At 30.1% G+C, this 23,068-nt stretch carries 21 protein-coding genes, 3 tRNA genes and 3 rRNA genes; 21 read left to right on the forward strand and 6 right to left on the reverse strand.

The genetic code is table 11. From position 1 onward, the window contains the following. Nucleotides 1-42: 42 nt before the first annotated feature. The 3 genes from ABLL_RS05410 to ABLL_RS05420 are packed head-to-tail and all read left to right on the forward strand — an operon-like array spanning nt 43 to nt 2,388. Complete coding sequence (locus tag ABLL_RS05410; RefSeq protein ID WP_014473774.1) at nt 43-756, forward strand: TSUP family transporter; 714 nt, start codon at nt 43-45, stop codon at nt 754-756. Next, nucleotides 753-1,949 carry an MFS transporter gene (locus ABLL_RS05415; protein WP_014473775.1) on the forward strand — a complete coding sequence of 399 codons (1,197 nt, stop codon included), beginning with the start codon at nt 753-755 and terminating at the stop codon, nt 1,947-1,949. The genes ABLL_RS05410 and ABLL_RS05415 overlap by 4 nt, the downstream gene beginning before the upstream one ends. Then, nucleotides 1,939-2,388: a GNAT family N-acetyltransferase gene (locus tag ABLL_RS05420; protein WP_014473776.1), complete on the forward strand. Its 450-nt coding sequence runs from the start codon at nt 1,939-1,941 to the stop codon at nt 2,386-2,388. The genes ABLL_RS05415 and ABLL_RS05420 overlap by 11 nt, the downstream gene beginning before the upstream one ends. Here ABLL_RS05420 and ABLL_RS05425 read toward each other — a convergent pair. Genes ABLL_RS05425 through ABLL_RS05445 form a run of 5 tightly spaced genes read right to left on the reverse strand, consistent with a single transcriptional unit; the run spans nt 2,377 to nt 7,264 of the window. Then, nucleotides 2,377-3,288, reverse strand: coding sequence for an AEC family transporter (locus ABLL_RS05425; RefSeq protein ID WP_014473777.1), 912 nt, complete (start codon nt 3,286-3,288; stop codon nt 2,377-2,379). The genes ABLL_RS05420 and ABLL_RS05425 overlap by 12 nt on opposite strands. Nucleotides 3,289-3,290: 2 nt before the next feature. Further along, nucleotides 3,291-3,779 (reverse strand): YhcH/YjgK/YiaL family protein, encoded by a 489-nt coding sequence (locus ABLL_RS05430; protein WP_014473778.1) that lies wholly within the window; start codon nt 3,777-3,779, stop codon nt 3,291-3,293. A gap of 8 nt (nt 3,780-3,787) precedes the next feature. After that, complete coding sequence (locus ABLL_RS05435) at nt 3,788-5,020, reverse strand: glucose-6-phosphate isomerase (protein ID WP_014473779.1); 1,233 nt, start codon at nt 5,018-5,020, stop codon at nt 3,788-3,790. Beyond that, a complete protein-coding gene (gene galU / locus ABLL_RS05440; RefSeq protein WP_014473780.1) occupies nt 5,021-5,887 on the reverse strand; it encodes a UTP--glucose-1-phosphate uridylyltransferase GalU in 867 nt (288 codons plus the stop codon). It lies immediately after the preceding gene. Continuing rightward, nucleotides 5,888-7,264, reverse strand: coding sequence for a phosphomannomutase/phosphoglucomutase (locus ABLL_RS05445; RefSeq protein WP_014473781.1), 1,377 nt, complete (start codon nt 7,262-7,264; stop codon nt 5,888-5,890). Between the two features lie 611 nt (nt 7,265-7,875). Here ABLL_RS05445 and ABLL_RS05450 point away from each other — a divergent pair. The 11 genes from ABLL_RS05450 (at nt 7,876) to ABLL_RS05500 (ending at nt 16,684) form a co-directional block, all read left to right on the forward strand. Then, nucleotides 7,876-9,393 (forward strand): 16S ribosomal RNA (locus tag ABLL_RS05450). A gap of 96 nt (nt 9,394-9,489) precedes the next feature. Beyond that, nucleotides 9,490-9,566 (forward strand) — tRNA-Ile (locus ABLL_RS05455). Nucleotides 9,567-9,596: 30 nt separating this feature from the next. Next, nucleotides 9,597-9,672 (forward strand) — tRNA-Ala (locus ABLL_RS05460). Between the two features lie 312 nt (nt 9,673-9,984). Beyond that, a 23S ribosomal RNA gene (locus ABLL_RS05465) occupies nt 9,985-12,897 on the forward strand. A 167-nt stretch (nt 12,898-13,064) separates the two neighbouring features. Further along, a 5S ribosomal RNA gene (gene rrf, locus ABLL_RS05470) occupies nt 13,065-13,180 on the forward strand. Together the 16S, 23S and 5S rRNA genes with 3 tRNA genes alongside form the textbook arrangement of a ribosomal RNA operon. 157 nt (nt 13,181-13,337) lie before the next feature. After that, nucleotides 13,338-13,413 (forward strand) — tRNA-Thr (locus ABLL_RS05475). 63 nt (nt 13,414-13,476) lie between these two features. Next, on the forward strand, nt 13,477-14,769 hold the full coding sequence (locus ABLL_RS05480) for an NCS2 family permease (protein ID WP_014473782.1): 1,293 nt from the start codon (nt 13,477-13,479) through the stop codon (nt 14,767-14,769). A gap of 13 nt (nt 14,770-14,782) precedes the next feature. Next, the gene (locus ABLL_RS05485) at nt 14,783-15,229 is read left to right on the forward strand and encodes a phosphoribosyltransferase (RefSeq protein WP_014473783.1); all 447 of its coding nucleotides are present in this window, start codon (nt 14,783-14,785) and stop codon (nt 15,227-15,229) included. 12 nt (nt 15,230-15,241) lie between these two features. After that, nucleotides 15,242-15,520: a hypothetical protein gene (locus ABLL_RS05490; protein ID WP_014473784.1), complete on the forward strand. Its 279-nt coding sequence runs from the start codon at nt 15,242-15,244 to the stop codon at nt 15,518-15,520. 15 nt (nt 15,521-15,535) lie between these two features. Next, nucleotides 15,536-15,922, forward strand: a complete 387-nt coding sequence (locus ABLL_RS05495; RefSeq protein ID WP_014473785.1) for a DUF423 domain-containing protein — start codon at nt 15,536-15,538, stop codon at nt 15,920-15,922. After that, nucleotides 15,923-16,684, forward strand: coding sequence for a hypothetical protein (locus ABLL_RS05500; protein WP_014473786.1), 762 nt, complete (start codon nt 15,923-15,925; stop codon nt 16,682-16,684). It begins immediately after the preceding gene. 25 nt (nt 16,685-16,709) lie between these two features. Here ABLL_RS05500 and upp read toward each other — a convergent pair whose 3' ends face one another. Beyond that, a complete protein-coding gene (gene upp / locus ABLL_RS05505; RefSeq protein ID WP_014473787.1) occupies nt 16,710-17,330 on the reverse strand; it encodes a uracil phosphoribosyltransferase in 621 nt (206 codons plus the stop codon). A gap of 117 nt (nt 17,331-17,447) precedes the next feature. On the opposite strand from upp, the gene ABLL_RS05510 reads away from it, so the two are divergent. The 7 genes from ABLL_RS05510 to ABLL_RS05540 all read left to right on the forward strand — a co-directional run bounded on the left by ABLL_RS05510 (nt 17,448) and on the right by ABLL_RS05540 (nt 23,068). Further along, nucleotides 17,448-18,683 carry a uracil-xanthine permease family protein gene (locus tag ABLL_RS05510; RefSeq protein ID WP_371325617.1) on the forward strand — a complete coding sequence of 412 codons (1,236 nt, stop codon included), beginning with the start codon at nt 17,448-17,450 and terminating at the stop codon, nt 18,681-18,683. Between the two features lie 41 nt (nt 18,684-18,724). After that, nucleotides 18,725-19,225, forward strand: coding sequence for a YajQ family cyclic di-GMP-binding protein (locus ABLL_RS05515; protein WP_014473789.1), 501 nt, complete (start codon nt 18,725-18,727; stop codon nt 19,223-19,225). 200 nt (nt 19,226-19,425) lie between these two features. Continuing rightward, entirely contained in the window at nt 19,426-20,082 is a 657-nt protein-coding gene (locus tag ABLL_RS05520; RefSeq protein WP_014473790.1) for a hypothetical protein, read from the forward strand. Between the two features lie 61 nt (nt 20,083-20,143). After that, nucleotides 20,144-20,803, forward strand: a complete 660-nt coding sequence (locus tag ABLL_RS05525; RefSeq protein ID WP_014473791.1) for a response regulator transcription factor — start codon at nt 20,144-20,146, stop codon at nt 20,801-20,803. After that, on the forward strand, nt 20,796-21,980 hold the full coding sequence (locus ABLL_RS05530) for a HAMP domain-containing sensor histidine kinase (protein WP_014473792.1): 1,185 nt from the start codon (nt 20,796-20,798) through the stop codon (nt 21,978-21,980). Before ABLL_RS05525 ends, ABLL_RS05530 begins: the two co-directional genes overlap by 8 nt. A gap of 50 nt (nt 21,981-22,030) precedes the next feature. After that, nucleotides 22,031-22,612, forward strand: coding sequence for an NUDIX hydrolase (locus ABLL_RS05535; RefSeq protein WP_014473793.1), 582 nt, complete (start codon nt 22,031-22,033; stop codon nt 22,610-22,612). Then, nucleotides 22,613-23,068: a c-type cytochrome gene (locus ABLL_RS05540; protein ID WP_014473794.1), complete on the forward strand. Its 456-nt coding sequence runs from the start codon at nt 22,613-22,615 to the stop codon at nt 23,066-23,068. It begins immediately after the preceding gene.

Below are 23,068 nucleotides of genomic sequence, written 5' to 3' on the forward strand. Positions count from 1 at the left end.
TTATTGGGTATTTTACGTTAATCTTTTTAATAGGATTTTTATATGACAGAATTAATTCTTGGAGTGATTACTTTTCTAACTTCAACAATTGCTGGAGTAGTTGGAATTGGTGGAGGGATGATGCTTATAGTTATTTTACCTTCATTTTTACCTTTAAATGCTCTTATTCCAATTCATGGGTTAACACAAGTTTCAAGTAATCTAAGCCGTGCAATTTTTGGATATAAAGATGTAAAAGTTGAAGTAATCCCAAAATTTTTATTAGGTTCTTTACTAGGAATTGGTTTTTTTATGGGAATTTTGAGTTTTATCTCTTTAGAATATGTGCCTTTATTTATTGGTATTTATATACTTCTTTCTTTATGGTCAGCAAAATTTAATGAGAAAATCAAAAGATATGAAAACTATTATTTAGCAGGTTTTTTCCAAACAGGACTTTCAATGGTTGTAGGAGCAACTGGACCACTTACAATGACACTTTTACTTAAAGATTATAAAGATAAAAATGTAGTTGTAGCAACAGGTGCTGCACTTATGAGTATCAGTCATATTTTGAAAGTATTTGTATTTATGTATTTTGGTTTTGTATTTTTTGATTATATTGGAGTTATTGTTGCCATGATAATTGGAGCAGTTGCTGGAAGCTGGACAGGAACACAATTAAGAGATAAAATTGATGGTAAAAAATTTGTCATCATTTTAAAAGTGCTTTTAAGTGCACTAGCAATCAATGTAATCATTGGAGTATTTATTTGAAAAAAACATTTATCACAAGAATTTTTACTTCAAAAGAGGCTTTACTTTATATAATGACTATTTCAATGGTTGTCTCTTTTAGTGCGTGGACAAGTTTATTAAATAACTTTACTATAGAAGTAGCATCTTTTGATGGTAGCCAAATAGGAATTTTACAAAGTTTAAGAGAAATTCCAGGATTTCTTGCATTTACTGTTTTATTAGTTTTAGCTTTTATTGCTCAACAAAGATTAGTTTATTTATCTATTATGCTTTTAGGATTAGGAACAGCATCAACTGGATATTTCCCAACAGCAATTGGACTTTATATCACAACAATTATTATGTCAGTTGGATTTCACTATTTAGAGACTTTAAATCAGTCTTTATCTTTACAGTGGATAGATAAAAATAAAGCTCCTATTGTTTTAGGAAAATTAAGTGCAGCAAAATCTTTCACTGGACTTTTAGTATTTATTTTGATTTATCTTTTTATGAACTATTTAGCTATGGAGTATAAATATGTTTATTTAATATTTGGTGGTTTTACTTTTTTATTAGGTATTTTTTCTTGGTATTTATTTACTCATTTTAAAGAGACAGTTATTCAAGATAAAAAAATTAGAGTAAAAAAAGAGTATTGGCTTTTTTATTTACTTACTTTTCTCTCAGGTGCAAGAAGACAGATATTTGTAGTATTTGCAGGATTTTTACTTGTAGAAAAATTTGGTGTTGATATTCACAATATGATTTTATTGTTATTTGTGAACTCAATTTTAAATATGTATTTAGCTCCAAAAATTGGTAAATTTATAGTTGCATTTGGAGAGAAAGTTACTTTAAAAATTGAATACATTGGTCTTATATTAGTATTTACATCTTATGCTTTTGTAGATAATGTATATTTTGCTTTTGCTTTATATATTATTGACCATTTACTATTTTCTATGGCAATTGCTTTAAAAACATATTTCCAAAAAATAGCAAATCCAAGTGATATTTCAAGTGCAAGTGCTGTAAGTTTTACTATAAATCATATTGCAGCAGTTTTTTTACCAGCATTTTTAGGTATGGTTTGGTTATATTCTAATTCTTTAGTATTTATTATTGGAGCAGTTATTGCATTTTGTTCTTTTAGTTTATCATTTTTAGTTCCAAATGAACCTCAAATGGGATATGAAACAACATTAAAAAAGAGAGAAAATGAGATTTAGAGTTGCAAAAGATGAGGATATAAAATCTTTATCAAAACTTTTAAATGAACTTTTTAGTTTAGAAAAAGAGTTTGTTCCAAATGAAGCTTTACAAATAAAAGCGTTAGAAACTATAATAAAAGATGAAAAAGTAGGGCATATAATAGTTTGTGAAATAGAAAATGAAATAGTAGCCATGGTAAACCTTTTATATTCAATTTCAACAGCACTTGGAAATAGGGTTGTGATTCTAGAAGATATGATAGTTTCATCTAAATGTAGAGATAAAAATATAGGTTCAAAACTATTAGACTTTGCAAAAGAGTTTGCAAAGTCTCAAGGTATAAAAAGAATTACTCTTTTAACAGATAATGATAATTTTAAAGCTCATAATTTTTATGAAAAAAATGGCTTTAGAAAATCATCTATGATAGTTTTTAGAACTTTTTTAAACGAATAGTTTTAAAAATAGTATTATAAACAGTGCAGAAGCTAAAGTTTGCACTGTTATGATACTTGTCATAAGTGTTATGTCTCCACCAAGTTGCCTTGCAAGTATAAATGAACTTGGAGCTGTTGGTAAAACAGAAAATAAAACTAAAATTGAAATCATTATTTCATTTAATCCAAACATCATTCCAAAACTATAAATAAATAAAGGCAAGATTATAAACTTTCCAATACAGCTAATAATCAAATCTTTTTTCGCACTATTTAACTCTTTTAATACTAAAGCATAGCCAATAGATAAAAGTCCTAAAGGAAGAGCTGCTTTACTTAAAATTTCTATTAAATTTTCAATACTTACTGGAACTGGAATTGATAAAAAATTGATTGAAGCACCAATTGCACAACCAATAATCAAAGGATTTTTTATTATAGATTTTACTAAATATATAAAATCTAGTTTATTATTATCTGAATAAAGAGCAAAAATTGTTACACATAAAATATTTATAAATGGAATTGCAAAAGTTAAAATAATAGCACTTAAAACTAAACCTTCATCTCCAAAAATAGAACCACTTAAAGCTAAGAATACATAAGTATTAAATCTTATCCCACCTTGAATTATTGAAGTAAAAGAGTTGTTTTTTGTAGGGCTTATTTTATTAAAGATTATTAAAACAATCATTGTTAAAAATATTGCTATAAGTGAAACTAAAACAAAATTTATACTATTAGGTTCAAACTTTGCATTTGAAAGTTTAAATATCAAAAGAGCAGGCATTAAAACAAAGTATGTAAGTTTATCAGCCATTGGCCAAAATTCATGAGATGGAAAACTAATTCTTTTAAAAAAATATCCTATTAATATCAGTCCAAAAACAGGAACTAAACTAGAAAATAAATATTCCATAATTATACTGCTATTTTAAAAACAGCTTTTATAACTTTTTCATTTTTATCCACTTTAATACAAGGCATATGGGCATCGTTTGGATAAAAAATCGCTAGTTCATTTTTTCTAATAACTAAAGATGAAGAGTTAGGAGATTGGGCATATTTTGCATAATCTAAAGTTTCATCATACTCTTTTGTTGTTTTTAAATTATTTATATTTTCAACTTCCATTATCTCTGTTCCATCAAAAATATATTGAATATCTATATATTTTTTGTGAGATTCAAAGAAACAATCTTTTTTATCTTTTGAAATATAAGCTTGTTCAAGAACAAAACAGTTCTCATCAAGAACTATTTTGTTACAGTTATCAAGTTTAATATTTATTAAACTTTGATATTCATTTGAATTAATATCTTGCAATTTTTCCAAATATAAAAAGGCTTTATCAAATTTAGGATTATTTAATTGTCCTTTAACAGTTTCAATATCACCAAAAATTGCCATTTATTTTCCTAATTTTTATTTTTTAACATCTCTTTTAAGATGATTTTTCCACCTTCAACACCTGGTTGGTCATAAGTATTTATTCTTAAGAATTTTCCAACGATTGAAGTTAATAATTCATAATAAAATAAAAGTTTTCCAATTTCATATTCACTGATCTCTTCAATTTCAATTAAATCTATTGGAATATCTTTTTTATATTCTTTAACTGATGCAATTGTTGCATCTGCTTGAAGATTGATAAGTTCTTTAAAATTAAGATTATTGATGTAATCTAATTCTTCTAAACCTTGAAGTGTTGTTGGAGCTATTTTAGTATCATCTTTAAAATCTTTGATTTTTATAAATGTTACAGTTTTATCTCTTTTCCCTTCAACAATAAGTTGTAAGAAAGAGTGTTGATCAACTGGCCCTAAAAGTCCAATTGGAGTTAAACCTTGGTTTGTATGATTTACATCAATTTTCCCAAGACTCTCTCCCCAAAGTTGGATATACCATTTATTAAAGCCTTCAAGTAATTGAGAATAAGAAAAAATTGCATTTACATTGTAAACATCTTTGAATTCATAATATGTTCTTGCTTTTTTGATTAAATGGTCATATAAATCATTTTGCTCAAAAAATGATGTTGATATTTTTTTTGCACCTTTTAATAATTCATCAATATTAAATCCTGCTAGATATAAAGGAACCAACCCAACATTAGATAATACAGAAAATCTTCCACCAACATTTTTAGGAATATCAAAAGAGTTAATATCATTTGCTTTTGCAAAAGTATTTAACTTACTATCATCTTCTGTAATTACTAATAAATTTGACTTATCAATTTTTGTAATTGACATTAAATATTTAAAAATAGAAATAGTCTCTATTGTAGTTCCAGATTTTGAAATTACTATAAATAAAGTATCTTCCAAATCAATTTGACTTAATGTTCCATTTAAATTAACTGGATCTGTACTTTCAAAGAAAAAAAGTTCTTTTTTTAAAGTTTTATTATGTTGTTTGTTATACTTCATAAAATTGTAAATTGCATAAGTCCCTAAAGTACTTCCTCCAATTCCAATGATAGCAATTTGTTTTTGAGTAAAATTTAAACTATCTAATTTAGCTTTTAAAAAAGTTGTATCTTCATAAGGAAGAGAGTAGTAACCTATATTCTCTCTTTCTTTTTTTATTTCTGCAAAGATTTCTTCATCACTTAATGATACTTGCGGATAATATAGGTTATTTTTCACTTATTTTGCTCCAGTCTCTTTTTTTTTCTCTTTTTTTGTTTCTTTATCATAAAAATAGTTTGTAGCTTTCACAAATCCATCGATACTTCCACAGTCAAATCTTTGTCCATTGAATTTATAAGCTAAAACCATTCCTTTTTTTGCTTGAGTTAAAAGAGCATCAGTGATTTGAATTTCTCCACCTTTCCCTGGTTTTGTTTCTTTTAAAATATCAAAAATATCTGGAGTTAAAATATATCTTCCTATAATTGCTAAATTTGAAGGAGCAACTTCAGGTTCAGGTTTTTCAACCATATCTTTAATCATATAAATTCCTGGTTCAATTTCATTTCCAGAAATTACTCCATATTTATTTGTTTCTTCTTTTGGAACTTCTTCAATAGCAACAATTGAACAATGATATTTTTTATATAGTTCAATCATTTGAGATAAAACACCTTGAGTTGGAGCGTCACATAAATCATCTGCCAATAAAACTGCAAATGGTTGATCTCCAATTAAAGTTTCACCACATAAAATAGCATGACCTAAACCTTTCATTTCAATTTGTCTAGTATATGAAAAAGTACATTTTGTAATAACTGATCTAATTTCAGTCAATAAATGTTCTTTATTTGTTCCTTTAATTTGATGCTCTAATTCATAAGAAATATCAAAATGATCTTCAATAGCTCTTTTCCCTCTACCTGTTACAATTGCCATTGTATCCATACCTGCCGCTAATGCTTCTTCCACTCCATATTGAATAAGTGGTTTTGTTAAAACTGGTAACATCTCTTTTGGCGTTGCTTTTGTTGCAGGTAAAAATCTTGTTCCATAACCTGCAGCTGGGAATAGACATTTTTTGATTGGATTTTCTTTACTCATTTATTTTCCTTTTATTTCTTCAAATAATTTAATTAAAACATTTTCATATATTTTAGCATTTTCTTGTGTATCTGCTTCAAATCTAGTTACTAATTTTGGTGTAGTGTTACTAGCTCTTACTAATCCCCAACCCTTTTCAAAGATAACTCTTATTCCATCTACAGTTATAATATCTTTGATTTTAGGAAAATATTCAGGTGGATTTGTCAAAGCATTTTTTAAATCTTCAATAATTTTAAATTTTGTTTCTTCAGTAACAGTGATATTAATTTCTGGAGTTGAATAAACTTTTGGTAAAGCTTCATACTCTTTATCAAAATCAAAATTTTGATCGATTAATTCTAAAGCTCTAAATGTAGCATAAATTGCATCGTCATATCCAAAATATCTATCATTGAAAAATAAATGACCTGAAACTTCTGCTGCAAAATCAGCATTAGTCTCTTTAATTTTTACTTTTAGATTTGAATGACCTGTTTTATACATGATAGCTTTTCCATAAGAATTAATAGTATCATACATAACTTGTGTACATTTAACTTCACCAATAACAGTAGGATTTTTTATAAATTTAGAGAAGAATATTGCTAAAATATCTCCTTTAAAGTTATATTTTGGTGAAAGTAAAGCAATTCTATCTGCATCACCATCATAAGCAAATCCAAAATCAAATTCACCAGTTGCTAACTCTTTTTTTATATCTTCTAAAGTATGCTCATCACTTGGATCTGGATGATGATTTGGGAAATTTCCATCTGGTTCTTCAAATAAAATTTTATACTTAATATTTAATTTATCAAGAATTTCTCTTAATACAACGCCAGCAACACCATTCCCACAATCAAAAACAAATTTTTTATTTTCAAGTTTTAAGTGTGAAAAACTTTTTACTATATAAGCTATATATCTATTTTTAGAATCAATTACTATTGTTTCTTCATTATCTTCTATTATTGTATTGTCCGCTAGAATTTCTCTTCCAAGTGAATAAATATCTTCACCAAAGAATGGATCTTTATCTAATGTTATCTTGAATCCATTATATTCAGGTGGATTATGACTTCCTGTAATCATTACTGAACCATCACATTTTAAACCATCAAAGTCAGTGAAGTTTGCAAAGTAGTTTACAGGTGTTGGTACTAATCCCATATCTAAAACTTTTAATCCAGCTTTATTTATTCCTGAAGTTAACCAATTTTTCAAAGTAGGAGAATGAAGTCTTGCATCATAACCAACAGCCATATATTTTGCAGTTGGAACTTTCTTTTGTAAAGCTTTTGCTAAATAAAAACCAATTTTTTTTACTATATCTTCATTCAATTCTTTTTTGAATATTCCTCTTATGTCATATTCTCTAAAAATAGATGCACTCATTATATGTATATCTCCTATAATAAAATAACTATATGAAATTATTCTACTGTTATTTTTAATTTCCCCGTATTATAAAAACATAAATGAAATTTTATCAAATAATTGTTAAATAAAGGTGTATATTTTAAACTTGCATATTATAAATTTACAATTATTAAAGTAATTAAAACAAATAAATAACATAAAATAATGAAAACCCAAGTAAAACAAAGTAAAAATCACAAAAAACAAGAAAAAGTGATAAAAAGAGGATAAATTTAAAAATTTAAGCTACATTTCAGCGTTAAGGTATTGACAAGCTAATAAAAATCTATTATAATTCCCGTCCAATTTGACTGGAACGCTTCAAACGAAAAGTGAGAAGAGAGACGCTTCAATCGAGAGGGAATGATCTTTAAAAATAATTATAAACGTTTGTAAAGTAATCTTTATAAACCGAATATGAGACTCTTATAAAAATCTATGTTTGTTTAGATTAAAAATAAGAATAAATGTTAAATAAAAATATAAAAACAAGAGAATTTGGTAAAACAAATACTTGTCTATAAAATTTGAGTGATAATTTTGTAATTGAAGAGTTATAAAATTTGTCAGTTTCAAAAGCTCTATAATTTATGGAGAGTTTGATCCTGGCTCAGAGTGAACGCTGGCGGCGTGCTTAACACATGCAAGTCGAACGAGAACGGATTATAGCTTGCTATAATTGTCAGCTAAGTGGCGCACGGGTGAGTAATGTATAGATAACCTGCCCTCTAGAAAGGAATAACAGATGGAAACGTCTGCTAATGCCCTATATGCCTTTAATACATAAGTATGCAAGGGAAACGCTTTAGTGCTAGAGGATGGGTCTGTATGGTATCAGCTTGTTGGTGAGGTAATGGCTCACCAAGGCAATGACGCCTAACTGGTTTGAGAGGATGATCAGTCACACTGGAACTGAGACACGGTCCAGACTCCTACGGGAGGCAGCAGTGGGGAATATTGCACAATGGACGAAAGTCTGATGCAGCAACGCCGCGTGGAGGATGACACATTTCGGTGCGTAAACTCCTTTTATATAGGAAGATAATGACGGTACTATATGAATAAGCACCGGCTAACTCCGTGCCAGCAGCCGCGGTAATACGGAGGGTGCAAGCGTTACTCGGAATCACTGGGCGTAAAGAGCGTGTAGGCGGGTATATAAGTCAGAAGTGAAATCCAATAGCTTAACTATTGAACTGCTTTTGAAACTGTATACCTAGAATGTGGGAGAGGTAGATGGAATTTCTGGTGTAGGGGTAAAATCCGTAGAGATCAGAAGGAATACCGATTGCGAAGGCGATCTACTGGAACATTATTGACGCTGAGACGCGAAAGCGTGGGGAGCAAACAGGATTAGATACCCTGGTAGTCCACGCCCTAAACGATGTACACTAGTTGTTGTGAGGCTCGACCTTGCAGTAATGCAGTTAACACATTAAGTGTACCGCCTGGGGAGTACGGTCGCAAGATTAAAACTCAAAGGAATAGACGGGGACCCGCACAAGCGGTGGAGCATGTGGTTTAATTCGACGATACACGAAGAACCTTACCTGGACTTGACATAGTAAGAACTTTCTAGAGATAGATTGGTGTCTGCTTGCAGAAACTTATATACAGGTGCTGCACGGCTGTCGTCAGCTCGTGTCGTGAGATGTTGGGTTAAGTCCCGCAACGAGCGCAACCCTCGTCATTAGTTGCTAACAGTTCGGCTGAGAACTCTAATGAGACTGCCTACGCAAGTAGGAGGAAGGTGAGGACGACGTCAAGTCATCATGGCCCTTACGTCCAGGGCTACACACGTGCTACAATGGGGTATACAAAGAGCAGCAATACAGTGATGTGGAGCAAATCTCAAAAATATCTCCCAGTTCGGATTGTAGTCTGCAACTCGACTACATGAAGTTGGAATCGCTAGTAATCGTAGATCAGCTATGCTACGGTGAATACGTTCCCGGGTCTTGTACTCACCGCCCGTCACACCATGGGAGTTGAACTCATTCGAAGCGGGGATGCTAAAGTAGCTACCTTCCACAGTGGATTCAGCGACTGGGGTGAAGTCGTAACAAGGTAACCGTAGGAGAACCTGCGGTTGGATCACCTCCTTTCAGAGAATTAAGTTAAGATTCGATTCTTAACTTAAAACTAAAAAGAAAGAGTTTTTATATTCGGTTTATAAAGATTATTTAAATAGGTAGTAAAAGGGGCCTATAGCTCAGCTGGCTAGAGCGCTCGACTGATAATCGTGAGGTCTCAGGTTCAAGTCCTGATAGGCCCACCATTAAATAATCTAGAAAGATTAATTTAGGTTGGGGAATTAGCTCAGCTGGGAGAGCGCCTGCTTTGCACGCAGGAGGTCAGCGGTTCGATCCCGCTATTCTCCACCACCTATTAAGAGTAAATGCGTAATAATTAATTTATAGAGTGATAAAGAAGTTAAATATAAGTTCAAAGGATATTGAATTTATATTTGATTTTCGAATCAAAATGATATTTAAAAATATAATGTTAAAGTCTTTAATTTTTTCGTAAGAATTAGATAACAGAAATGTTAAATAATTTAAAACAAAAAAAATTTCATATCTAAGAAATTAGATAGAACACAACATTATTTTATTGGATATATTTTAAATAATATGTTTAATAAGATAGTAGCCAAAGAATATTATCAAAAAGCGATAGAGTTTAACTCTATTTATTAATAAGCTATTAAGGGCTAATGGTGGATGCCTAGACTGTAAGAGGCGATGAAAGACGTATTAGGCTGCGATAAGCCTCGGGGAGCTGCCAAAGAGCTTTGATCCGGGGATTTCTGAATGGGGCAACCCAGTATATAGAGATATATATTACCCTACGGGGAGCTAACCTGGTGAAGTGAAACATCTCAGTAGCCAGAGGAAGAGAAATCAAACGAGATTCCGTCAGTAGCGGCGAGCGAAAGCGGATTAGGACAAACCCAATGCTTGCATTGGGGGTTGTAGGACCATAATGTGAGACTAAAGAGGATAGATGAAATACTTGGAAAAGTGTAGCATAGAAGGTGAAACTCCTGTAATTTAAATTCTCAATAGCTCTAATGGTATCCTGAGTAGGTCGGAACACGTGATATTTTGACTGAAACTGGGGGGACCACCCTCCAATCCTAAATACTACTTACAGATCGATAGTGAACAAGTACCGTGAGGGAAAGGTGAAAAGTACTCCAGCGAGGAGAGTGAAATAGAACCTGAAACCATTAGCTTACAATCATTCAGAGCCCTATGATTTATCAGGGTGATGGACTGCCTTTTGCATAATGAGCCTGCGAGTTGTGGTATCTGGCAAGGTTAAGTCAAGTACGAAGCCGTAGCGAAAGCGAGTCTTAATAGGGCGAATTAGTCAGATGCTGCAGACCCGAAACGAAGTGATCTATCCATGAGCAGGTTGAAGCTGGTGTAAGAGCCAGTGGAGGACCGAACCGATAGGCGTTGAAAAGTCTCCGGATGACTTGTGGATAGGGGTGAAAGGCCAATCAAACTTCGTGATAGCTGGTTCTCTCCGAAATATATTTAGGTATAGCCTTGTGTTGTAGCATATGGGGGTAGAGCACTGAATGGGCTAGGGCTGCTTACCGCGGTACCAAACCCTATCAAACTATGAATACCATATGTGGAATCACAGGAGTCAGGCGGTGGGTGATAAAATCAATCGTCGAGAGGGGAACAACCCAGACTAACAGCTAAGGTCCCTAAGTTACATCTAAGTGGAAAACGATGTGGAGTTACTGTGACAACCAGGAGGTTGGCTTAGAAGCAGCCATCCTTTAAAGAAAGCGTAACAGCTCACTGGTCTAGTGATTCTGCGCGGAAAATATAACGGGGCTAAGATGTACACCGAAGCTTTAGATTCAATTTTAATTGAGTGGTAGGAGAGCGTTCTATTCAGCGTAGAAGATGTACCGGTAAGGAGCGTTGGAGCGGATAGAAGTGAGCATGCAGGCATGAGTAGCGATAATTGAGGTGAGAATCCTCAACGCCGAAAACCCAAGGTTTCCTACGCGATGCTCGTCATCGTAGGGTTAGTCGGGACCTAAGTCGAGTCCGAAAGGGGTAGACGATGGCAAATTGATTAATATTTCAATACCAACATATAAGCGCGATGTGGGGACGCATAGAGTTAATCGAGGTCACTGATGGAATAGTGGCTCGAAGGACGTAGGCTGTTACTTAGGCAAATCCGGGTAACGTTAGGCCGAGATCTTACAGGCTCTTGACACTCTTCGGAGGAGATGGAGAATCGATGATACTGTCGTGCCAAGAAAAGCCACTAAGTATATTATATGTTGCCCGTACCGTAAACCGACACAGGTGGGTGGGATGAGTATTCTAAGGCGCGTGGAAGAACCCTGGTTAAGGAACTCTGCAAACTAGCACCGTATCTTCGGTATAAGGTGTGCCTACTATTGTATATGGACTTGCTCCAAAAAGCGATAGAGGTTGCAACAAAGAGTCCCTCCCGACTGTTTACCAAAAACACAGCACTTTGCTAACACGTAAGTGGATGTATAAGGTGTGACGCCTGCCCGGTGCTCGAAGGTTAACTGATGATGTCAGCGCAAGCGAAGCATTTGATTGAAGCCCGAGTAAACGGCGGCCGTAACTATAACGGTCCTAAGGTAGCGAAATTCCTTGTCGGTTAAATACCGACCTGCATGAATGGCGTAACGAGATGGGAGCTGTCTCAACCAGGGATCCAGTGAAATTGTAGTGGAGGTGAAAATTCCTCCTACCCGCGGAAAGACGGAAAGACCCCGTGCACCTTTACTACAGCTTGACACTGTAGCTTGGATATTCATGTGCAGGATAGGTGGGAGGCTATGATATATGGACGCAAGTACATATGGAGCCATCCTTGAGATACCACCCTTGAATATTTGAGTTACTAACTGCGTACAATTATCTTGTATCAGGACAATGTCTGGTGGGTAGTTTGACTGGGGCGGTCGCCTCCTAAAAAGTAACGGAGGCTTACAAAGGTTAGTTCATGGCGGATGGAAATCGCCAGTTGAGTATAATGGCATAAACTAGCTTGACTGTGAGACATACAAGTCGAACAGAGACGAAAGTCGGTCATAGTGATCCGGTGGTTCTGTGTGGAAGGGCCATCGCTCAAAGGATAAAAGGTACGCCGGGGATAACAGGCTGATCTCCCCCAAGAGCTCACATCGACGGGGAGGTTTGGCACCTCGATGTCGGCTCATCGCATCCTGGGGCTGAAGTAGGTCCCAAGGGTATGGCTGTTCGCCATTTAAAGCGGTACGCGAGCTGGGTTCAGAACGTCGTGAGACAGTTCGGTCCCTATCTTCCGTGGGCGTAGGAAAGTTGAAGAGATTTGTCCCTAGTACGAGAGGACCGGGATGAACGTACCACTGGTGTACCAATTGTTCTGCCAAGAGCATCGTTGGGTAGCTACGTACGGATGTGATAAGAGCTGAAAGCATCTAAGCTCGAAGCCAACTCTAAGATTAACTTTCCCTGAAGTTCCCAGCAAGACTAGCTGGTTGATAGGCTGGATGTGTAAGCGTTGTAAGGCGTTTAGCTGACCAGTACTAATAGAACGTTTGGCTTATTTTAAACAATTCTTTGGTTTACTATCTTATTAAATATATTTCTTATATTTAATATATATTGTGAAAAGACTTTAACATTATTTTTCTTAACTCCTAAACGAGTTGAGTGTAAAGAGTATTTACATATTGAATCTTTCTTTATGTTTCTTCTTACTTTTTTCACTCAACTTTGCTGGTGGCTATAGAGAAGTGGAAATACCCAGTCCCATTCCGAACCTGGAAGTCAAGCACTTCATCGCCGATAATACTGCCGGGTCCCCTGGTGGAAACGTAGGCCGCTGCCAGCTCTTGAGTTTTTTATTTACCAAGCTTTTACTAATTTGAACTTCTTTACAGTTCCTCTTAGCAAAAGCTTTTTTTTTACCCCTCTATCCTCTCATCCTTTCTTGGTTTTTCCCCTTTATCCTTTTATTTGGTTTGTTTTGATATTATTCTTTCTTTTTTGCTTGCATAGCTCCAAAGGTAGAGCAATTCCATGGTAAGGAAGAGGTTATCGGTTCAACTCCGATTGTGAGCACCATTTCATATTTTCTAAATATATTTCAGAATATTTTTATGTAAAAATTTTATTAAAGGGATTTTTATGGATTTTTTTAAATTAAAAGAACATAATACTTCTATTTCTAAAGAATTTTATGCAGGATTTACAACATTTTTAACAATGTTATATATTGTTCCTGTTAATGGTTTTATTTTATCAGATGCAGGACTTCCAATTGATGCAGTTATAACTGCAACAGCTTTGATAACAATACTTGCAACTTTATTTTCAGCTTTATGGTCAAATACACCAATTGCCATGAGTGTTGGAATGGGATTAAATGCTTATTTTTCTTATGGACTTGTACTTGGTATGAAAATACCTTGGGAAACTGCTTTAGGTATTGTTTTTTTATCTGGTATTTTATTTGTATTATTATCTTTAACTAATTTTAGAGTTTGGATTATGACTTCAATTCCTATGAGTCTTAGACGTGCAATTAGTGCTGGTATTGGTTCATTTATAGCGTTTATTGGTTTAAAACAAATGGGAATGATTGTTTCAAATGATGCAACGTTAGTTACTCTTGGAGATTTTTCAAATTCAAATGTATTATTAGGAGTTTTAGGTTTAATTTTATCTTTTAGTTTTTATGCTTATAAAATCAGAGGAGCATTTATTTTATCTATTGCTATTACATCTATTGTTGCTTGGAGTTTTTCTTTAAATAGTACTCCAACAGACTTTTTCTCAACTCCTTCATCTATTTCACCAATTTTTCTTAAATTAGATATTTTAAGTGCATTATCATTATCGTTATTACCTGTAATTATTACATTTTTAATTACTGATATGTTTGATACATTAGGAACATTAACAGGTGTTGGAACAAGAGCAAATTTATTCCAAGAAAATAATAAAAATGATAAATCATTACAAAAAACACTAGAAGCTGATGCAATTGCAACAGTAAGTGGAAGTTTACTTGGTGTTTCTACAACAACTGCATTTATAGAAAGTGCAAGTGGAGTTGAAGAGGGTGGAAGAACAGGATTAACAGCAGTTTTTACAGCTTTATTATTTATAAGTACACTTTTTATGTTACCTTTATTCAAATCAATTCCATCAAATGCAATTTATCCAGTATTAGTTGTAGTTGGCGTTTTAATGTTTACTGAACTTGGAAAAATAAATTTTGAAGAGACAGATTTAGCTACAAGTGCAGCAGCATTTTTAATAGTTATCTTAATGCCTTTAACATTTTCAATTACAAATGGAATTGCAGCTGGATTCTTGATTTTTACAATTATTAAGCTTGTAAAAAAAGAGTACAAAGATTTAAATATTGGTATTTTAGTTATTACATTTATTAGTGCATTAGCATTTATTTTTTAAAAAGGATTTTTATTTGAAAAAATTATATTATAGTTATGAGTTATTTAAAAAAGACACACAAATTTTAGTTGATAAATGTAGAGATTATGAACCAGATATTTTACTTGCTGTTGCAAGGGGTGGTTTAACACTTTCACATTTGATGGCTCAAGCACTTAACATGAGAAATTTATATACATTAAACTCTATTCATTATGAAGGTGAATTAAAACTAGATTCTTTTAATATTTTTAATATTCCAGATGTTTCTCATGCAAAAAGAGTTTTAATTGTTGATGATATTGTTGATTCTGGTGAAACTATGAGAGAGATTTTGAAAGTATTAAAAGAAAAGTTTCCAAATGTTGAGTTTAAATTGGCAACTTTATTTTATAAAAAAACTGCAGTTTTACAACCTGATTATTGTGTTAGAGAAGCAAATGAGTGGATTGATTTCTTTTGGGAAGTTGATGTTAAATAAATAGGAATTATTATGACTTTTATTGATTTTAAGAAATTACTTTTAGATGCAGAAATGAGTATTCCAAAATTTACAGAACTTATTAAAGTTAGTGAAAAAAATATTCAAGCATATAAAAAGAAAAAACGTGTACCAAATACAATTGCAGTTATTGCAACTTGTTTTGCAAAAATGAATAAAGAAGAGATGGATTTTAAAACATTGATAAATGATTTAGAATTAGAAAAAAAAGAGAAAAAAGGTGCGGGTTTTTCAAAAAAGAAATCGCTAAAAGAAAAAATAAAAAAATAAATATATGGATTAAATATGATACTTAATAATAGAATAAAAAATTTTTTAGCAATAGCTTCTTTTTTAATGGCTTTAGGAATAGCTTTGGGAGCTTTTGGTGCTCATGGTTTAAAATCAATTTTAGATGAACATATGATGAATATTTATCATACAGGAGTAGAGTATCAATTTTATAATACTTTAGGATTATTTGCTGGAATATTTATTTATTCATTAAAACCTGAATCTAAAAAAATTTATGTTGCTTTATGGCTTATTTTAATTGGAATGATTATTTTTTCATTTTCTTTATATTTTTTAACAATTTTAAATATGCCTATACTTGGGGCAATTACACCAATTGGTGGAAGTTTACTAATTATTGCTTGGTTAACACTTTGTTATGGAATTTTAAAAGATTAAATGAAAACTTTAACTATTTTAGGAGCAGGTTGGTTAGGATTTGAACTAGGTATTGTTTTAAAAAATCATTTTAAAATAAAAGTGAGTTCTAGAAGTAAAGAAACACAAAATATGTATGAAGATGAAGGTCTTTCTTCATATATTTTAAATGAAGAAAATCTTAGTAATCTTGATGAATTATTAGAAACTAACTATTTATTTATAAATTATCCTCCTTCAAAATTTGAAGATTATCTATCTTTTTTGAACAAAATTTATTCTCACGAAAAAATACAAAATATAGAAAAAATCATATTTATTAGTTCAACATCAATTTATCCAAATATTGAAGCTAATTTTGATGAAGAATTTGAAATAACAGAACCTAGTTCAAAGATTGTATTTGATGCAGAAAATTTGATAAAAGATAAAAGTGATGTGATTTTTAGAGTTGCTGGACTTGTTGGTGCAAATAGGTATTTTGGAAAAAGAAGTGCAAATAAAGTTATAGAATTTCCAAAAACACCAATAAATTTTGTTCACAGAAATGATGTTATAAATGCAACTAAATTTGTAATTGATAAAAATATTTGTGGAATTTTTAATTTATGTTCAAAAACTCATCCAACAAAAGAGGAAATATATAGTTTTAACTCAAAAAAGTATAATTTTGAAAAACCAATATTTTTAGAATCGAAAGAATTTTTAAACAGATTAATAAGTGGGGAAAAAATAGAAAAAGAAGGATTTATATACAAATACAATAATCCTTTTGAATTTTAAAAAAGATTAGTTTTAAACTAATCTTTTAGTGCGTATTAAATGCTCTATCTCCAGCATCTCCAAGCCCGGGTCTTATATAGTTGTTTTCATCTAATCTTTCATCAATTTGAGCTATAAACATATCAATATCAGGATGAGCTTCTGTTACTTTTTTTACACCAAATGGTGAACCAATAATATTTAAACAGATGATTTTTTTTGCTTTTTTTGTTTTTAGATATGCAATACCATCAATCAATGAACCACCAGTTGCAACCATTGGGTCAAGTAAAATAACAGTTTTATTTTCTAAATTAGGAATATTTTCATAAAAAAGTTTACTTAAAGATGTTTCTTCATCTCTTTTCATTGCTAAAAAACCACTTTTTGCATAAGGTAATGTTCTTAAAACTCCTGTAAGCATAGGTTCTCCCGCTCTTAAAATTGGAACAAGAACAAGTTTTTGAACTTCAATTACTTCAACATCTAAAGGGCCTTGCCAAGTGTTTATATTTTGTGTAATAGTTGGAAAATCATTTAATGCTTCTGAAACTAAAATTCTTGAAATCTCTTCAATTGTTAATCTAAATTCGTTTGAAGTAGTTCTCACATCTCTTAATCTATTAACTAAGTGTTTTACTACTACATTTGTACTTTCTTTATACATTTTAAGTCCTTTTAAAAGATTAATATTACAAAAAAATTGCTTATAAGTTATACATAAATTTAAAGTTTGTAATACGCAAAATTGGATACTATAAAATTTATAAAAAAATTAGAGGTAATAATGAAACCTACAGACTATAACTTTAGAGTTAAAGATTCAATTTTAGGCTTACAATTTTTATTTGTAGCTTTTGGTGCACTTGTTTTAGTGCCTATTTTAACTGGGCTTGACCCAAATGTTGCACTTTTTACTGCTGGGATTGGAACTTTATTATTCCAATTTGTAAATAGAAGTTGTGTCCCACCAATATTTTTGGCTTCTTCATTTGCATTTATTGCACCAATTTCTTATGGTGTGGCAACTTGGGGAATTCCTGCTACTTTAAGTGGATTAGTTGCTGCTGGATTTTTATATGTTGTACTTAGTTTTTTGATTAGATTAAAAGGAGATGAGTTTTTACACAAACTTCTTCCTTCTGTTGTAGTTGGACCTGTAATTATCTCTATTGGTCTTATTTTATCTCCAGTTGCAGTTAATATGGCTATGGGAAAAACTGGTGATGGAGCAGTTCAATTAGTACCATTTGATCAAGCAATTATTATATCAATGATTGCTTTAACAATTACTATTTTAGTATCACTATTAGGAAAAGGTATTTTTAAATTAATTCCAATTTTAATGGGAATTATTGGAGGATATATTGTTTCTTTATATTTTGGATTGATTGATTTTTCAAAAGTTTCAACAGCTGCTTGGTTTGCAATGCCAAATTTTGTTGCTCCTGAATTTAATTGGCAAGCAATTGTTTATATCTTACCAATTGCAATTGCTCCTGCTATTGAACACATTGGAGATATGTTAGCAATTTCAAGTGTAACAAAACAAGATTATTTAAAAAAACCAGGTCTAAAAAACACACTTTTAGGTGATGGATTAGCAACTTCAGTTGCTTCACTTTTTGGTGGACCACCAAATACTACATATTCAGAAGTAACAGGAGCTGTTACAGTTACAAAAGCTTATAATCCAGCAATTATGACTTGGGCAGCTATTTGTGCAATTTTATTAGCATTTGTTGGAAAACTAGGAGCAATACTTGCAACTATTCCAGTTCCAGTTATGGGAGGAATTATGTTGTTACTTTTTGGAATTATTGCAACTTTAGGAATTAGTACATTATCAAGAGCTAATATTGATTTTTCATGTCCTAGAAACATGGCAATTGTCTCTATGATTTTAGTATTTTCTATTGGTGGAATGACTTTTAATTTTGGTGGAGTTCCTTTTGCTGGAATTGGTCTTGGAGCAATGATTGGAATATTCTTGAATCTTGTTTTACCAAAAGCTTTATAAAATAATGTTAGAATTTAATGAAATAATTGAAAAGGATAATAATGGCAGCAAAAGAACATCAATTTGATATTTCAGCAAAATTAGATATGCAAGAGATGAAAAATGCAGTAATTCAAGCTCAAAAAGAGATTGATAATAGATATGATTTTAAAGGAATAAGTAAAGAAATAGATTTAAATATTGGAGCAAAAACTTTAATATTAGTATCTTCAAGTGATAATAAAATCGATGCAATGATGGATATTTTAATCTCAAAAATGAATAAAAGAGAAATTTCTATTAACTCTTTAGAAGAGATAAAAAAAGAAGATTCTAGTGGTGGAAATAGAAAATATACTTTTAAAATAGTTGATAGTATTGAAAAAGATGAAGCTAAAAAAATTCAAACAGAAATAAAAAATTTAAAATTAAAAGTTACAGCTGTAAATCAAGGTGATGAAATAAGAGTTACTGGAAAAAATATTGATGATTTACAAACAATCATGAAACACCTAAGAAGTTTAGAACTAAAAGCTCCTTTAGTATTTGATAACTTCAGATAAAAATCTTACTTATATATAATTTATGTGTAATTGATATATAATTCATTCTTTATTTTAAAGGATGAATTATAGAACTATTAATAATAAAATCAATCGCAGTTGTATCACTTGTTTTAAGTTTAAGTTTTATTGCTGAAAAAGTAAGTCCTAGAATTTCTGGGATTTTATCTGGGCTTCCTGTTGGAAGTGCAATTACACTTTTGTTTTTTGCAATAGAAAATGGTGTTGATTATGTAACAAATGTTGCTTTATATAATATTCATGGACTTTTTGCGGCTTTAGCCTTTTCTATTGGTTATTACGCAAGTACTTTTTATAAAGGAAAGTTAGAGATATTTTTATCTTTACTCATCTCTTTTATTTCATATTTAATTATTGCATTTATCTTAGCAAATGTTCCACCTCATGTGGTTTTAACCCCTGTTATTGTTATTACTTTAATGTTAATTGCAACTATATATTTTGCAAAAAAAGAGAATTTTGCTATTGATAAAAAAATAAAAACTTCAATAAGTGATATATTTTTTAGGTCACTTTTAACTATATCTATATTTTTGATAATTTCTAGTTTACCAAAATATGTACCATCAAATATCGCAGGAATTTTTTCATCTTTTCCTACTATTCTTTTACCTTTAATGTTAATTATTCATTTTAGACACAGTAGATTTCAAGCAAGAACAGTAATAAAAAACACTCCTTATGGATTAAGTTCAGTTGTTATTTATTCTTTAGTTGTATATTTTGCTTATGCAAAAATAGGTATTGTTTTTGGAACAATAATAGCGCTTATTTGTTCAGTTTTATATGTAGTTATTCAAGGAAAAGTTTTAAGATTTTTTAAATTAATTAAATAGTTGCATACACACTAAATAAACAAAAGTTTAATATAATAAAAATTATATATTAGGATTTTATATGAAAGTTTTGTTATTAGAAGATGATGTTGCCTTAAGTGATTTACTCAATGAACATTTAGTGGATAAAGGTTATGAAGTAACTTTGTGTGCAAATGGACAAGATGCTTTGGAATCTTTAATTGATAAAAAATTTGATATTGCATTACTTGATATTAATACTCCTATAATTTCAGGAATTGAGGTTTTAAAACGTGTACGAAATGAGTATAAAAATAATACTCCTATTATTATTTTAACAGCTTATCAAGATACAAAACATTTAAAAGAATCTTTTGAAAATGGTGTAGATGATTATATAAAAAAACCTTTTGATTTAGAAGAATTAGACCAACGTATTTTGAAGCTTTGCAGACAATTTTTAATAGAGCAAAATAATAAAATAAAGATTGATGAAAATATATTTTTTGAGCCTCTTTCTTGCCAAATTTTTAAAAATAATGAAACAATCAATTTAGCTCAAAAAGAAAGAGATATATTAAAATATTTTTGTACTCATAAAAATAGAATAATTTCAAATGAAGAGTTATTACAAAATATTTGGGTTTATGATGAAATGCCTACAGATGCAACAATTAGAGTTTATATAAAAAATTTAAGAGAAATTATTGGAAAAGAAAAAATTACAACAATAAGAGCAGTAGGATATAGATTTGAATAGAAATGAAAAAAAAGCACTTATTAGTTTTTTAACAATTTATGTAGTTTCAGCAATTTTATTAATAGGTGTAATTTTGTATATTTATTATAAAAATGAAACAAAAATGCTTGAAGAGAGTTGTACGATGGAATTACATAACGCTTCAATGCACATAAAAAATGAAATTATAAATAAATATATGAAAAATCAAAAGTTTAATCCAAATAAATTGGAAAATATAAATATAAAATATGGACTTTTTAATAAAGATAAAAAAGTAATTTTTTCATATTTAGATAAAAATTTTGAAGTTGATTTTTCAAAAGATAGTTATGTAAATGAGTTTTATAACTATTTTATTACAACTTTAGATGAAGAAAATATTCCAATAAAATATATTGTTTTAGAAACTTGTCAAGAGGTTCAAAATAAAAATAAACTACAAATTTTTATTTTAGTAATTTTATTTTTGAGTGCTATTTTTATTGGTTTTATTGGTTATTTATTATCTAAAATTTTATTAAATCCTGTTAGACAAAGAGTTGAAGCATTGGATAAATTTATAAAAGATTCAGCCCATGAGTTAAATACACCAATTTCAGTTTTGATGACTTCTGTTTCTATGTTGAAAAATGGAAAGAATCCTCAAAAAATGATGAAATATATTTTAAGTAGTTCAAAACAGATTTCTCAAATTTATAATGATATTCATTTTTCAGCTTTTAATGAATTAAATGAAGATGTTTTTGAAGAGTTCAATCTCAAAGATTTAGTTGGTGAAAGTATAGAGTTTTTTAATGATATTTCAATAACAAAAGATATTACAATAAATTCAGATTTAGAGGATTGTTTTATAAAAATGGATAGAACAAAAACTCAAAAAATTGTAAATAATCTTCTTTCTAATGCTATAAAATACAGTAAAAAGGATTCTGTTATAGAAGTTTCTTTAGAAAAAAATATTTTAAAAGTAAAAGATTTTGGAATAGGAATTAGTAAAGAAGATCAAAAAGAGATTTTTAAAAGATATAAAAGAGGGAATAACACAGAAGGTGGATTTGGAATAGGATTAGATATAGTAAAAAGAGTTTGTGATGAATATAATTTATCTCTTGAATTAAAATCTTTTGTTGATAAAGAAAGCACTTTTAGTATAGATTTTTCATCAATTGTCATTAAAGATATTTTACAAAAGTAAAATGAATATTTTTTTTGTTAGAATACGAAAAAATTTATAAAAGATTATTTATGATAAATATTATTGACAATTTTAAAATTTCAGAATTAAAAAACACAAAATATATTAATCCAATAAAAGTTACATTTTCTCAAAATGGAAAAGAAAAAACTTGGGAAGCTGTAAAAAGTCATGATAGTGTATCAATACTTTTATATCATAAAGAAAAAGAGTCTTTTTTATTAGTAAAACAATTTCGTGCACCTGTTTATTTAAATGATAATTCGATTACTTTTACATATGAATTATGTGCAGGATTAATTGATAAAGAAAAATCAATTGAAGAGATAGTTATTGAAGAAATAGATGAAGAGTGTGGATATAAAGTTCATATAAATGATATTTCAAAAATTACATCATTTCATACGAATGTTGGAATTAGTGGAGCAAAACAGTATTTATATTTTGCAACAATTGATGAGTCAATGAAAATTCATCAAGGTGGTGGAATAAATGATGAAGAGATTGAATTGTTTTTTCTTCCTTTAAATGAATGTGATGATTTTATTTTTGATGAAAAAAAAGCAAAAACTCCAGGATTGATGTTTAGTTTTTACTGGTTTTTAAAAAATAAAGAAAAGTTAGGATTTTAAATGTCAAAAATTGTTTTTTTATTTTTTTTATCAATTCTAAATGTAATAGCACAAGAAACTGTAACAACAAATGAATCTATACCAAATTTGGATATTAATAATTCATTTATTACAAAATATGAATATGGAAAAATGCTTTATAATAATCCTAGAGGAATAGGGTGTAATAGTTGTCATGGAGATGATGCAAGAGGTAAAAAAATTGTAGAATTTAAACATCAACCAGAATATGAAAAAAAAGTTTATAATTGTAGTTTAGTTGCACCTGATATAAAAGATATAGATTATGAAACTTTTTCTACAAAAGTTAACTCTAAAAAAAATCCAAATTTTAAATTTGATAAAGAACAAGTTTGCGATAAACTAATTTATTATGCAAATGTAATGCCTACATATTTTTTAGTTGAAGAAGAAATAGAAGCAATTTATTACTATATAAAAAATTTAAAAAAATAA

The sequence above is a fragment of the Arcobacter sp. L genome, assembly GCF_000284235.1.
In the GTDB taxonomy this organism is placed as follows: Bacteria; Campylobacterota; Campylobacteria; order Campylobacterales; family Arcobacteraceae; genus Aliarcobacter; species Aliarcobacter defluvii.

Excerpts from the sequence above, each read along its gene's own strand:
- ABLL_RS05410 (WP_014473774.1), top strand. The coding sequence starts at position 43 with ATGACAGAATTAATTCTTGGAGTGATTACTTTTCTAACTTCAACAATT.
- ABLL_RS05420 (WP_014473776.1), top strand. The coding sequence starts at position 1,939 with ATGAGATTTAGAGTTGCAAAAGATGAGGATATAAAATCTTTATCAAAA.
- ABLL_RS05425 (WP_014473777.1), bottom strand. The coding sequence starts at position 3,288 with ATGGAATATTTATTTTCTAGTTTAGTTCCTGTTTTTGGACTGATATTA.
- ABLL_RS05430 (WP_014473778.1), bottom strand. The coding sequence starts at position 3,779 with ATGGCAATTTTTGGTGATATTGAAACTGTTAAAGGACAATTAAATAAT.
- galU (WP_014473780.1), bottom strand. The coding sequence starts at position 5,887 with ATGAGTAAAGAAAATCCAATCAAAAAATGTCTATTCCCAGCTGCAGGT.
- ABLL_RS05445 (WP_014473781.1), bottom strand. The coding sequence starts at position 7,264 with ATGAGTGCATCTATTTTTAGAGAATATGACATAAGAGGAATATTCAAA.
- ABLL_RS05480 (WP_014473782.1), top strand. The coding sequence starts at position 13,477 with ATGGATTTTTTTAAATTAAAAGAACATAATACTTCTATTTCTAAAGAA.
- ABLL_RS05490 (WP_014473784.1), top strand. The coding sequence starts at position 15,242 with ATGACTTTTATTGATTTTAAGAAATTACTTTTAGATGCAGAAATGAGT.
- ABLL_RS05495 (WP_014473785.1), top strand. The coding sequence starts at position 15,536 with ATGATACTTAATAATAGAATAAAAAATTTTTTAGCAATAGCTTCTTTT.
- ABLL_RS05500 (WP_014473786.1), top strand. The coding sequence starts at position 15,923 with ATGAAAACTTTAACTATTTTAGGAGCAGGTTGGTTAGGATTTGAACTA.
- upp (WP_014473787.1), bottom strand. The coding sequence starts at position 17,330 with ATGTATAAAGAAAGTACAAATGTAGTAGTAAAACACTTAGTTAATAGA.
- ABLL_RS05515 (WP_014473789.1), top strand. The coding sequence starts at position 18,725 with ATGGCAGCAAAAGAACATCAATTTGATATTTCAGCAAAATTAGATATG.
- ABLL_RS05525 (WP_014473791.1), top strand. The coding sequence starts at position 20,144 with ATGAAAGTTTTGTTATTAGAAGATGATGTTGCCTTAAGTGATTTACTC.
- ABLL_RS05535 (WP_014473793.1), top strand. The coding sequence starts at position 22,031 with ATGATAAATATTATTGACAATTTTAAAATTTCAGAATTAAAAAACACA.
- ABLL_RS05540 (WP_014473794.1), top strand. The coding sequence starts at position 22,613 with ATGTCAAAAATTGTTTTTTTATTTTTTTTATCAATTCTAAATGTAATA.